Source organism: Mesorhizobium shangrilense, from assembly GCF_028826155.1.
GTDB classification, from domain to species: Bacteria; Pseudomonadota; Alphaproteobacteria; order Rhizobiales; family Rhizobiaceae; genus Arvimicrobium; species Arvimicrobium flavum.
The window spans coordinates 3,315,297-3,327,464 of sequence record NZ_JAQGPN010000001.1 but is presented as its reverse complement, the minus strand read 5'-3'; the positions used below and the strand labels follow the sequence as shown (position 1 = coordinate 3,327,464).

At 63.2% G+C, this 12,168-nt stretch carries 15 protein-coding genes; 11 read left to right on the top strand and 4 right to left on the bottom strand.

Annotated elements, in window-relative coordinates:
- Positions 1-72 precede the first annotated feature (72 nt).
- The 3 genes from PD284_RS16020 to PD284_RS16010 all read left to right on the top strand — a co-directional run bounded on the left by PD284_RS16020 (position 73) and on the right by PD284_RS16010 (position 2,104).
- Complete coding sequence (locus PD284_RS16020; protein WP_274629171.1) at positions 73-942, top strand: EamA family transporter; 870 nt, start codon at positions 73-75, stop codon at positions 940-942.
- Positions 943-1,019: 77 nt separating this feature from the next.
- The gene (locus PD284_RS16015) at positions 1,020-1,757 is read left to right on the top strand and encodes an AzlC family ABC transporter permease (protein ID WP_274629170.1); all 738 of its coding nucleotides are present in this window, start codon (positions 1,020-1,022) and stop codon (positions 1,755-1,757) included.
- Positions 1,754-2,104, top strand: coding sequence for an AzlD domain-containing protein (locus PD284_RS16010; RefSeq protein ID WP_274629169.1), 351 nt, complete (start codon positions 1,754-1,756; stop codon positions 2,102-2,104). Before PD284_RS16015 ends, PD284_RS16010 begins: the two co-directional genes overlap by 4 nt.
- A 30-nt stretch (positions 2,105-2,134) precedes the next feature.
- Here PD284_RS16010 and PD284_RS16005 read toward each other — a convergent pair whose 3' ends face one another.
- The 4 genes from PD284_RS16005 to PD284_RS15990 form a co-directional block, all read right to left on the bottom strand.
- On the bottom strand, positions 2,135-2,566 hold the full coding sequence (locus PD284_RS16005; protein ID WP_274629168.1) for an HIT family protein: 432 nt from the start codon (positions 2,564-2,566) through the stop codon (positions 2,135-2,137).
- 220 nt (positions 2,567-2,786) lie between these two features.
- Positions 2,787-4,001: a GNAT family N-acetyltransferase gene (locus tag PD284_RS16000; RefSeq protein ID WP_274629167.1), complete on the bottom strand. Its 1,215-nt coding sequence runs from the start codon at positions 3,999-4,001 to the stop codon at positions 2,787-2,789.
- A 65-nt stretch (positions 4,002-4,066) separates the two neighbouring features.
- On the bottom strand, positions 4,067-4,789 hold the full coding sequence (locus PD284_RS15995; protein ID WP_274630659.1) for a glycerophosphodiester phosphodiesterase: 723 nt from the start codon (positions 4,787-4,789) through the stop codon (positions 4,067-4,069).
- 6 nt (positions 4,790-4,795) lie between these two features.
- A complete protein-coding gene (locus PD284_RS15990; protein WP_274629166.1) occupies positions 4,796-5,260 on the bottom strand; it encodes a RidA family protein in 465 nt (154 codons plus the stop codon).
- Between the two features lie 142 nt (positions 5,261-5,402).
- Between PD284_RS15990 and PD284_RS15985 the strand changes: the two genes are divergently transcribed.
- The 8 genes from PD284_RS15985 (at position 5,403) to PD284_RS15950 (ending at position 12,118) form a co-directional block, all read left to right on the top strand.
- The gene (locus tag PD284_RS15985; protein ID WP_274629165.1) at positions 5,403-6,230 is read left to right on the top strand and encodes a cell envelope integrity EipB family protein; all 828 of its coding nucleotides are present in this window, start codon (positions 5,403-5,405) and stop codon (positions 6,228-6,230) included.
- Between the two features lie 173 nt (positions 6,231-6,403).
- Complete coding sequence (locus PD284_RS15980) at positions 6,404-6,919, top strand: PLC family EF-hand domain-containing protein (RefSeq protein WP_274629164.1); 516 nt, start codon at positions 6,404-6,406, stop codon at positions 6,917-6,919.
- 244 nt (positions 6,920-7,163) lie between these two features.
- Entirely contained in the window at positions 7,164-7,946 is a 783-nt protein-coding gene (gene rpsB / locus PD284_RS15975; protein WP_274629163.1) for a 30S ribosomal protein S2, read from the top strand.
- 123 nt (positions 7,947-8,069) lie between these two features.
- Positions 8,070-8,993 carry a translation elongation factor Ts gene (tsf, locus tag PD284_RS15970; RefSeq protein ID WP_274629162.1) on the top strand — a complete coding sequence of 308 codons (924 nt, stop codon included), beginning with the start codon at positions 8,070-8,072 and terminating at the stop codon, positions 8,991-8,993.
- Positions 8,994-9,198: 205 nt separating this feature from the next.
- A complete protein-coding gene (gene pyrH / locus PD284_RS15965; RefSeq protein WP_274629161.1) occupies positions 9,199-9,921 on the top strand; it encodes a UMP kinase in 723 nt (240 codons plus the stop codon).
- A 37-nt stretch (positions 9,922-9,958) separates the two neighbouring features.
- A complete protein-coding gene (gene frr, locus PD284_RS15960) occupies positions 9,959-10,519 on the top strand; it encodes a ribosome recycling factor (protein WP_274629160.1) in 561 nt (186 codons plus the stop codon).
- Between the two features lie 40 nt (positions 10,520-10,559).
- Positions 10,560-11,279: an isoprenyl transferase gene (locus tag PD284_RS15955; protein ID WP_274629159.1), complete on the top strand. Its 720-nt coding sequence runs from the start codon at positions 10,560-10,562 to the stop codon at positions 11,277-11,279.
- A complete protein-coding gene (locus PD284_RS15950) occupies positions 11,276-12,118 on the top strand; it encodes a phosphatidate cytidylyltransferase (RefSeq protein WP_274629158.1) in 843 nt (280 codons plus the stop codon). Before PD284_RS15955 ends, PD284_RS15950 begins: the two co-directional genes overlap by 4 nt.
- Positions 12,119-12,168 lie beyond the last annotated feature (50 nt).

The window sequence follows — 12,168 nt, the reverse complement described above, 5'->3', positions numbered from 1 at the left end:
AGGCAACTGGTGACGACGATCGCTTATCGATAATACGCTTCGTGACTTGCATTGTGCTGGTGGGAGAGCGCAATGCAAGTCTTTACGGAAATGGCCGAAAGAGTTCCGCCCCAAGCTTGGTTCGGGGTCAGTGCTGTTTTTCACTATCTCGGCCCCGCCTTCGCAGTCCTGCTCTTTCCTGCCGTCGGGGTCCTGGGAGTGGCCTGGTTGCGCATCGCTTCGGCGGCGCTCATCTTCGCGCCCGTCACGCGACCTGTTAAAACGTTTCGCAGCGCCGACGGGCGAAGCCGAGTCCTGCTGATGGCGCTTGGCGCCTGCCTCGCCCTGATGAACGTGTCGTTCTACGTGGCGCTGGCGCGCCTGCCCGTGAGCCTCGTCGCGGCAATGGAGTTCGTCGCGACAATTTGTGTCGCACTCGTCGGACTTCGATCTTTGCGCAATCTGGCGGCTCTTGCGCTCGCAGCTTTCGGTGTCTTCGTGCTCATCAACCTCAGCCTGGCTTCGGACCCGGTCGGCCTGGCCTTCGCCGCCGCCAACGCGACACTCTTCGGGATGTACATCGTGCTCGGCCACCGGGCAGCAGAGGCGGGGGCTGGAACGGGCGTCGAGCGGCTGGGGAGCGCCATGCTGATAGCACTCATCGTCGTGTTCCCGATCGGGGTGAGCGAGGCGATCGAGGCCATGTCCTCGCCGACCCTTCTCCTGGCCGGAATAGGCGTGGGAGTTTGTTCTTCGGTCATCCCATACGTCTCTGACCAACTTGCCATGTCGCGGCTGCCGCGCGCCACGTTCGCGCTGATGCTCTCGCTGCTTCCGGCCATCGCAACCCTGATCGCTGCCATCGTCCTCGGGCAGATCCCGACCCTGCGGGACCTGCTCGGCATCGCGCTCGTCACGGGCGGCGTGGCGCTTCACAAGCCGCCGCCCGAACGACGGCCCTGAGTTGATGGCGCCACAGCACATCTTTGTGAGGAATGTGCATCGCTGCCTGCGGACGCCCGTGATATGCGCCGGACAGCATGGCCGAATTCGCACCCCAATCCTTCCAGAACCGACGCCGATGGTTCTTCCACGGCGTGATCATGGCCTTCTCGATACCCGGTCTCATTCTGGCGGTCTCCTTCGTGGGCTTCGCCGGACTGGCCCGAGAGGCCGGTCTCACCGTTCAGCAGACGCTGTTCATGACGGCCATCGTCTGGGCCCTGCCGGCCAAGGTCGTGCTCATCGGCGCCATCATGTCGGGCGCGACGCTGCCTGCCGCCGCGCTGGCCGTGGCGTTTTCCTCGGTCAGGCTGATGCCGATGGTCATTGCGCTATTGCCGGAGTTGCGCGGCGCGCGCACGCCGCGCTGGGTGTTCTACGCACTCTCGCATTTCGTGGCGGTGACGTCCTGGGTGCTCGCCATGGAAAGGCTGCGCAGCGTGCCGCCCGAGATGCGGACATCCTGCTATGCAGGCCTGGGTTCGACGCTGATCCTTCTCAACATGGCCGTCGTTGCCGTCACCTTTGCAGTGGCCGAGACGCTGCCGCCGATGGCGTCGGCCTCGCTGCTGTTCCTCACGCCGATGTACTTCCTGACGTCGTTGTGGGCTTCGTCGCGAGAGCGGGCCGGGCACTTCGCGATGGCGTTCGGCATGGTGCTGGGACCGGTCTTTCACGTGCTTGCGCCGGGGATAGACCTGCTTGCCGGGGGACTGATCGGTGGGACCGCCGCCTATGGGGCTCACAGGCTGCTCAAGGCGGGCCGTCGGACATGACCTTCGCATATTTCGACGCCTGGTGGTGGCCCTACCTCTTCATCATCGTCGGCGGCTGGCTGGCCACGGACGCCTGGCGCTTCCTCGGCGTCTATCTGGGCGACCGCATCCCTGAGAAATCGGAGTTCATGGTGCTCGTGCGGGCAGTGGCGACGGCCTTCGTGGCGGCCGTCATCGGCAACCTGATCGTCTTTCCGGGTGGCGAGTTGGCTGAGAGCCCGCTGGTGTTGCGTGTCGGCGCCGCGGCCTCCGGCTTCGCGACATTCATCCTGGTTCGCCGCTCGGTCCTCGCCGGCATTCTTGCCGCCGAGGCTGTGTTGGTGATCGGACTGCTGGCAACGCCATAGCGGCCGGTCCCTGCGGGGACGGCCGCCGCTTCACGCCTCCTGCAGGGCGGATTTGATCTTTTCGGCGTTGTCCGCCAGCACGTCCGCCTTCTCCATCACGCCCGTATGCGGCCTCAGCGCAACGCCCTCGAAGCGGGGCAGGATGTGGACATGCAGGTGGAAGACGATCTGTCCGCCGGCGGTCTCGTTGAATTGCTGGACCGTAACGCCGTCGGCCGAAAAGGCCTTCTTCACGGCGCGCGCCAGCCTCTGCACGGTATTCATCACCGCCGCCAGGCTCTCAGGCGTCACGTCCAGGATGTTGCGCGACGGCGCTTTGGGGATGACCAGGCAATGACCCGTTCCCCGGGGCATGATGTCCATGAAGGCCAGGGTGTCGCCATCCTCATAGAGTTTGTAGGCGGGCATCTCGCCGCGCAGGATTTTCGCGAACACGTTGCCGTCGTCGTACTGGGGTGTCATGGTGCTTCCTTAGTGAATAGTGAATAGTGAATAGTGAATAGTGAATAGTGAATGGTGAATAATGAGTAGTGAGTAGTGAGTAGTGAGTAGAAAATAGAGAGTAGCGATTGGAACAATTGAATGATCTATGCCTGAGACACATTCATTTTGTGCAGGACCTGCCCATGCGCCTGCTGTCCTTGCCTCTCCGGTGAAGCGTGAATCGGCGGATTATTACTTACTATTCACTACTCACTTTCCTGTACGGTGTATGTTCCTCGAAATAGGTGCCGATGCTCTCGACCTCCCGGCGCTCGCGCGCCAGGTAGTCGGCAATGGCGCGGCGCAGACCGGGATGGGCAATGTAGTGCGCCGAATGCGTCGTGACCGGGGTGTAGCCGCGCGCCAGCTTGTGCTCGCCCTGAGCGCCGGCTTCGACCACCTTCAGCTTGTGCTCGATCGCGAAATCGATCGCCTGATGGTAGCAGACCTCGAAATGCAGGAAGGGGTGATGCTCGATGCAGCCCCAGTTGCGTCCGTAGAGCGTGTCCGAGCCGATGAAATTGATGGCGCCGGCGACGTAGCGCCCCGCCCGTTTAGCCATGATGAGCAGCACGTCGTCCGCCATGCGCTCGCCGATCAGGGAGAAGAATCTTCGATTGAGATACGGTCGCCCCCACTTGCGGCTGCCCGTGTCCATGTAGAAGGCGAAGAAGTCGTCCCACACGGATTCCGTCAGGTCCTTGCCGGTCAGCCAGTCGATGGAAATACCATCGGCCAGCGCTTCGCGTCGTTCCTTCTTCAAGGCCTTGCGCTTGCGGGAGGCCAGTGATCCTAGGAAGTCGTCATAGCTGGAATAGCCGGCGTTCAAGAAGTGGAACTGCTGGTCGGTGCGCTTCAGGAAGCCTGTCTGTTCGAGCGCGGCCATGTCGCCCGCTTCCCCGAATGTGACATGGGCGGAGGAAACGCCGAGCTTCTCCGAGACAGTCTTCAGCCCGGCCGCGAGCGCCGCCTTTATCGCGCCGGGCTCGCCATGCTGCCCCACCAGCAGCCGCGGTCCCGTTGCCGGCGTGAAGGGCACCGAGGCCTGCAGCTTCGGATAATAGCGCCCGCCGGCGCGCTCGAAGGCATCCGCCCAGCCGTGATCGAAGACATATTCGCCCTGGCTGTGTGATTTCAGATAGCAGGGTACGGCTCCCAGCAGGGTGCCGTCCGTCGCTTCCAGTCGCAGATGATGCCCTTGCCATCCGGAACGGGGAACGGCGCAGCCCGACTCTTCGAGCGAGCACAGAAAGTCGTATGAAACAAACGGGTTGTAAGTGATGCTTGAGTCGCTTCTGGAGGTTCCCCGAAGCGCGAGCCACTCGCTGCGGCTGAACGCGCCGACACTCGAGGCGGCCCGGATGACCAGCGCGCCATCCCCACGTTGCAAGCCTGCATCGGTTTCGCCGTCCATTCCCCTTACTTACGCTTCGCAGTTGCGAAAACAAGCGCCTGAAACTGGCGGCGTTGTTTCCGCCTTCAAGCCACTGCGCCGGGCGCAAACCCTTCGAATGTCATCTGGTCGGCATGGGTAAAGGTCGCCTCGACCGCGGCCTGGTCGCGTACTGTCCAGGTGATTACCGGCATGTTCAGCCGCTCCCGGACGAAGGACACGAACCGGTTCGGCAGGTGACCGACCCCGTAGGATACGAAGTCGATGCCATGGGCGAGGATCGAGAAATGCGCCTCGAGTTCGTGCTCCTTGTCTCCCCAGGCGGTGAGGCCTGCCGGAACGCCGGGCGCGTCGCGGGAAAAATCGCGGATTAGCCAGTGATCGAAGGACATGATCGCAGCCTTGCCGCGATAGTTCTTGAGCGTTCGAGCCACCTCCGCCACCAGCCCGGCATCCCTGCCGGGAATGCCCTTCAGTTCGATGACGAGCGGCACGCGGCCTGCCACGAGGTCGAGCATTTCCTGAAGCGAGGGTGCATGGTCCGCGGTGCCGCCGATGCGCAGCGCTTGCATTTCGGCCGCCGTGCGCTGCCACACAAATCCCTCGGTCCCGGTGAGCCGTGCGAGCGTGGTGTCGTGGAAGATCACCGGAACGCCGTCCGAAGAGAGATGCACATCGCATTCGATCGCATATCCGTGCTCTGCCGCACGGGCGAAGGCGGTCAGCGTGTTCTCCCAGATCTTGTTGTTCAGGTCATGATAGCCGCGATGCGCGATCGGGCGTTCGGTGAGCCATGCGATATCCGACACCATGGCTCACGCGACCTCGATGATGGCTTCGATCTCGACGGCCGCGCCGAGCGGAAGACAGGATACGCCGACCGCAGAGCGCGCATGCTTGCCACGTTCCCCCAAAGCTTGGGCGAGGAAGTCCGACGCGCCGTTGGCGACAAGATGCTGCTCGGTGAACTCCGGATCGGAAGCGACGAAGACGGTTATCTTGACCAGTCTCGCGATCTTCTCCAGGTCGCCGAGCGCCGCCTTTGCCTGGGCGAGGATATTGATGGCGCAGAGCTTGGCAGCCTCCTTGCCGGCTCCGACGTCGAGGTCGCGGCCGAGCTTGCCGCTGGCCGCGAGCTTCCCGTCCTTCAGCGGCAGTTGGCCAGCGGTGAGCAGCAGATTGCCGGTGCGTGTGAACGGCACGTAGTTGGCGGCGGGCGCGGCCGCCGCGGGCAACTCGACACCGAGGCTCGCCAGCCTTTGCTCGATTGTCTCAGCCATGGTCGTCTTCCTCAAATCTTGGGGGCAGTTCGGACGGATCGGCCGGAAGGTGCTATTTTTGCCTCGCTTCCGCCACGACTTTTTTTATGGTGGGGCAACTTGCCCAGCGGTCTCATTGTGACCGCGCATTCGGAGTGACTTCATGCGCGCCAAGCGCCTCGCAGCCCTTGCTCTCCTGCCGCTTCTTCCCCTTGCCGCGCAGCCCGCCGCAGCCGCCACGCCGCTGGCGCCGCATCGCGCCGTCTACGATCTGGTGCTGGACAAGGCGAGCGAGCGGTCGGGCATCATCGGGCTCAACGGACGCATGGTCTACGAATTCAACGGCTCGCCCTGCGACGGTTACACGGTCAAGTTCCGATTCGTCACCGACATCCAGACGCGCGACGTCTCGCGGCTCACCGATCAGCAGACCACCACCTTCGAGGATGCAGAGGGCAAGACCTTCAGCTTCGTGACGAAATCCTTCGTCGACCAGAACCCCGATCGGGAAGTAAAGGGCACTGCCAAGCTCCAGGGCGACAGGCTCGTGGTCGATATCGAGAAGCCGGAACCGGCCGAGATCGACCTCAAGCCGACGCAGTTTCCGACCAAGCACCTGGAAGAGTTGATCCATAAGGCCGAGGCCGGCGAGACTTTTTACGAGACCAGTCTTTTCGACGGCTCGGAGGATGCCGACAAGGTGATGACCACCACCGTGATCATCGGCAAACGGCAGAAGCCGCAAGACTCCGATCCGGAGAAGAAGGTGCTGGCGACGCTTGCCGCGGACGCATTCTGGCCGGTCGACATCGCCTATTTCGACGAGGCGGCGACGGGAGGGGAGGACGTGCCCGAATACCGGATCAGCTTCAAGCTGCACGAGAACGGCATGAGCCGCGATCTGGTCATGGATTATGGGGACTTCTCCATGAAGGGTACGCTCGTCAACCTGTCGATGTTTCCTGCCCCGGCCGAGACAGGCTGCAAGTGAGGCGAAGCTCCCACGCTTCCTCAGCATGCGGATCGTGACGACCTCCAACCTCGTTATCGTGCACTTGATCGCATCGTCGGAACAATCTTCTGGGCGATGAATTGTCTTCGCACCTTCACCATCCTGCGATCGGCAGAATGGTGAACCGCACACTTTGTGCAGCGGAGGAGACGATGAATACGCTCTGGAAACTAGCAACTCTCGCAATCGCCTGCGGGGTGACGGCGGCCGTGTCACCCGCCTCGGCTCAGACGGGTGATGCCACCGCTTCACCTTCTGGCGCGAATGGGCAGGCAATGCCCGGCGACGCTCCAGCAATGCGCCAGATGATGCGTCAGATGATGGAAGACATGATGTCCCGCGAGCAACGTGGGGGCGGCGATCGCGGGCCTCACTGGAACCGGGACCGCTATGGTGACCGAATGGCTCGTCACGGAAGACGTGACGGCTGGAGAGACAGGCGAGGCGGCATGCACGGTCCGGCTATGAAGATCCTGTTCGCCGTCGCGGACGCTGACGGGGATGGCGCACTCTCGCTCCAGGAAATTCAGGACTTCCATGCTCGTATCTTCAAGGGCGTGGACGGAAATGCAGACGGGCGTGTCGACATGGAGGAGATTCAAATCTTCTTCCATGGTCGTGCCGATGATCGGATGGACGGGGATCTGGGGGATGAAGATCAGAACTAGGGTCTGGTCCACGCTCCCGCGTGGCCGCGGCAGACGTTTACCGGCCACGCGCTTGCCTTTCCTCGCATCTCCCTCTATATGCGCGACCATTCCACACACGGACTTTGGTGTCTGTCCGGGAGAAATCCGGCTGAGACCTCCGGTGGCGGCAGAAGCTAACCCCGAATCGCTTTTTGGCTTTTCGATCCGGTTCAGGCGGAAGCTGCCGATGTCCGTGGAGGCCAACCGGAAAGGAAACTAAAGAATGGCTCTGCCAGATTTCTCCATGCGTCAGCTTTTGGAAGCTGGCGTTCACTTCGGCCACCAGACCCATCGCTGGAACCCGAAGATGGCGCCCTACATCTACGGCGCTCGCAACAACATCCACGTCATCGATCTGTCGCAGACGGTGCCGCTTCTGCATCAGGCCCTGAAGCAGGTTTCCGACGTCGTCGCCCGCGGCGGTCGCGTCCTGTTCGTCGGCACCAAGCGCCAGGCGTCGGACATCGTCGCTGACGCAGCAGCGCGCTCGGCGCAGTACTACGTCAACTCGCGCTGGCTGGGCGGCATGCTCACCAACTGGAAGACGATCTCGAACTCGATCCAGCGCCTGCGCAAGCTCGACGAGATTCTTGCCGGCGGCGAGGCTCAGGGCTTCACCAAGAAGGAGCGCCTCAACCTCGATCGCGAGCGCGAGAAGCTCAACAAGGCGCTGGGCGGCATCAAGGACATGGGCTCGACGCCTGACCTGATGTTCGTGATCGACACCAACAAGGAAGCGATCGCCATCCAGGAAGCCAAGCGTCTCGGCATCCCGGTCGTCGCCATCATCGATTCGAACTGCGATCCGGACAAGATCGACTTCCCGATTCCGGGCAACGACGACGCCGCGCGCGCCATCCAGCTCTATTGCGACCTCATCGCCAAGGCGGCGATCGACGGCATCGCACGCCAGCAGGGCGCCATGGGCGTCGACGTTGGCGCGTCCGCCGAGGTTCCTGTCGAGCCTGCGCTCGAGGAATCGACCGACGAAGCGCCGAAGGCCTGAGTGCGAAGGCCCGCTCCAGGGCCTTCAAACCCCTGATTGATTCGGCGCGTATGATCCGCGCCGGCGAACGGCGCATCATCGCAACCGATGGTGCGCCGCCGTGTTTACACAAGAGGTTTCGAGATGAGCATTTCTGCTGCACAGGTGAAAGAACTCCGCGATCTGACCGGCGCGGGCATGATGGACTGCAAGGCCGCCCTTGCCGAGACCAATGGCGACATCGAGGCTGCCGTCGACTGGCTGCGCAAGAAGGGCATCGCCAAGGCCGACAAGAAGGCGGGACGTACTGCTGCCGAAGGCCTGATCGGTGTCGACGCCGGCGAACGCGAAGCCGCGATCGTCGAGGTCAACTCCGAGACCGACTTCGTGGCCCGCAACGCCGCCTTCCAGGAAATCGTTCGCAACGTCGCCAAGGTTGCCCTGGCGCAGGGCGGCAAGACCGATGCGGTCGCTGAGGCGCGCTATCCGGGTTCCGAGAAGTCCGTTACCGAGACGATCAAGGACGCCGTCGGCACCATCGGCGAGAACCTGGGCTTCCGTCGTTCGACCAAGCTCGAGGTTTCGTCGGGCGCGGTGGCGACCTATGTCCACAACTCGGTCGCCGACAATCTCGGCAAGCTGGGCGTCCTCGTCGCCATCGAGACGATCGGCGATGCGCAGAAGGCCTCCGCATTCGCACGCCAGGTGGCGATGCATGTGGCGGCGACCAACCCGCTTGCGCTGAGCGAGAATGAGGTCGATCCGGCTGCCGTCGAGCGCGAGAAGGCGATCTTCTCCGACCAGGCGCGTGCGTCCGGCAAGCCTGAGAACATCATCGAGAAGATGGTCGAAGGCCGCCTGCGCAAGTTCTACGAGGAAGTCGTGCTCCTGAAGCAGGCTTTCGTCATGAACCCGGACGTTACGGTCGAGAACGCGCTCAAGGAAGCCGAGAAGGACATCGGCGCCCCTGCGAAGATCACCGCTTTCGTGCGCTTTGCGCTCGGCGAGGGCATCGAGAAGGAAGAGACAGACTTCGCGGCCGAGGTCGCCGCGGCGGTGAAGAGCTGAGTCTTTTAACGATCGATCTGCCCACAAGCAGGTAAATCTTCGGCCGGGCATTCGTGAGAATGTCCGGCCGATGCGTTTTGAGCCGCGAGCTCATGGCCCGCACTGCCGAATCCCTGCGACGGCTGTGAACTCGGCCGTGCGCGGCGTGACATCGCGGCAGCCTTCGTGTATCGCAGCACCGCATCCAACGAATCCAGGGAAACAAATGCCGGTGAAGCCTCTCTATCGACGTGTGCTCCTGAAAGCGTCGGGCGAGGCTTTGATGGGCGGCCAAGGCTTTGGCATCGACGTTTCCGTGGTCGACCAGATCGCATCCGACATCGCCGAGGCGAGGGCGCTTGGCGTGGAGGTAGGCGTCGTCATCGGCGGCGGCAACATCTTCCGCGGCGTTGCAGTCGCCTCCAAGGGCGGCGACCGGGTCACCGGCGACCACATGGGCATGCTGGCGACCGTCATCAATTCTCTCGCGCTGCGCACGTCGCTGGTGAAGCTTGGCGTCGACGCGGTCGTATTGTCCGCGATCGCCATGCCCGAGCTGTGCGAGAGCTTCTCGCAGCGGCAGGCGACCGCCTACATGGATCAGGGCAAGGTCGTCATCTTTGCCGGCGGCACGGGCAATCCATTCTTCACGACGGACAGCGCCGCCGCGCTTCGGGCAGCCGAGATCGGCGCCGATGCGCTCTTCAAGGGCACGCAGGTGGACGGGGTCTATTCGGCTGATCCGAAGAAGGATCCGAGCGCTCAGCGCTACGAACGCATCACCCACGACGAAGTGCTGCAGCGCGGGCTGTCGATCATGGACACCGCCGCAATAGCGCTTGCACGTGAAAACCACATCCCGATAATTGTCTTTTCGATCCATGAGAAAGGCGGATTTGGGGAAATTCTGACAGGCGGCGGACGCTGTACGATCGTGGCGGACGCCTGATCGCCGCAGTCCCCAGCAGTAGCAAGGAGAACTAAAGATGTCGGAAGGGGCGGACTTCAAGGACCTGCAGCGGCGCATGGATGGCGCAATCAGCGCCTTCAAGCATGATATTGCTTCGCTGCGGACGGGCCGTGCCTCCAGCAACCTGCTGGATCCCATTCAGGTGACCGCTTACGGCAGCAGCATGCCGATCAACCAGGTGGCCACGGTCTCTGTGCCGGAACCCCGGATGATCTCGGTGTCGGTATGGGACAAGCAGATGGTCGGCGCCGTCGATCGTGCGATCCGCGAAGCCAATCTCGGCTTCAATCCGATCATGGACGGCACCACGCTGCGCATTCCGCTGCCGGAGCTCAACGAGCAGCGGCGCAAGGAATTGGTGAAGATCGCTCATACCTACGCCGAGAACGCGCGCGTTGCCGTGCGCCACGTGCGCCGCGACGGTATGGAGATCCTGAAGAAGGCCGAGAAAGACGGCACCATCAGTCAGGACGATCATCGCGCCCAACACGATCGCGTGCAAAAGATGACCGACGACATGATCAGCACGGTCGACTCGCTGCTTTCTGAAAAGGAAGCTGAGATCATGCAGGTTTGACCGCACCGGCGTCTGACCGGGGCGGCTTGAAGGGCAGGGAATGGCGACGCCCGCTCATATAGCGATCATCATGGACGGCAACGGCCGTTGGGCGAAGGCTCGCGGCCTTCCGCGCCTCGCGGGGCATCGCGCGGGCGTCGAAGCGCTTCGCAAGACGGTGCGCTTCGTCGGCGACGCCGGCGTCCCCTGGCTGACGGTCTATGCTTTCTCGTCCGAGAACTGGGCCCGGCCCAAGTCGGAAGTCAGCGATCTGATGGGATTGCTGAAGATCTACATTCGACGCGACCTTGCCGACCTTCATCAGAACGGCGTACGCGTTCACGTGATCGGCGACCGTGAGGGCCTGGCGCCCGACATCCGTGCATTGCTGCAGGAGGCCGAGACGCTGACGGCCGGAAACGGTCAGCTCAATCTCGTCATCGCCTTCAACTATGGAGGTCGCGACGAGATCGCCCGGGCGGCGCGGAAGCTCGCCGAGGCGGTCAGGGCAGGCGCCATCGAGCCGGACGCGATAGATGAGGCCGCCTTTGCGCGCTGCCTCGACACCGCGGAGATGCCGGATCCCGACCTCGTAATAAGAACCAGCGGAGAAGTCCGGCTATCCAATTTCCTGCCATGGCAGGCGGCCTACAGCGAGCTTGTATTCCTTCCCTGCTACTGGCCCGATTTCTCCACGGCCGATCTCGACGAGGCGCTGAAGATCTTCGCCGCGCGGGAGCGGCGGTTTGGCGGCGCTGCCGCCCGGGACGTGGCTTCGTGACGAACGCGGAACCAGGAAGGCTGCCGCTCAGCAATCTCCAGCTGCGCGTCATTTCCTCGATTATCCTTGCGGTGGCCGTGCTGGCGATCACGTGGGTCGGCGGCTTCTGGTTCCGCCTGCTTGCTGCATTGATAGCGATGTCGATCATCTATGAGTGGTCGACGATCTCGCGGCGGACCGGCAGCGTAGCGGGGAAGATTCTTGCCGGTGCGTTGCTCGGCGGCTGCATGCTGGCGCTTGTGGCGGGTTTTTCGGCGGAAACGGTGATCCTGCTGGTCACGGCCTCGGTCGTGGCGAGCTTCGCCTTCGGTCTCGCAGGGGGCGACGGCCGGGAGACGGCCGCAAGCCTAGCCTATGCGGGCGCGGCGGCGATTTCCCTGGCGTTCCTGCGCGACAATGATGCCGGAGGGCTGCTGGCGATCCTGTATCTCTTCGCGGTCGTTTGGGCGACGGATATCCTGGCCTATTTCGTCGGCCGCGCTGTCGGCGGGCCGAAGCTCGCGCCGTCGATCTCCCCTGGCAAGACGTGGAGCGGCGCGCTCGGTGGCGCTGCCGGCGGCGTTCTCGGCGGGGTCCTTGTTGCCCTTGTGGCGGGAGCCGGCAACCTTCCGATGCTGGCGCTCGTCGCGCTGCTGCTCTCGATCGTATCGCAGGTCGGCGATCTGTTCGAATCCGCGGTCAAGCGGCGCCACGGCGCGAAGGACTCCGGCAACATCATTCCGGGTCACGGAGGCGTGATGGATCGCGTCGACGGGCTTGTCGCGGCCGCGTTTGGTCTGTACCTGATCGGAGCGGCGACTGGCGGGCTCAACCACCCGGCACAATCCCTCTTCCCGTGACGGGGCGGCGGGAGACCGGGCCCACGCCACGATCGTCACAGACGACAAGC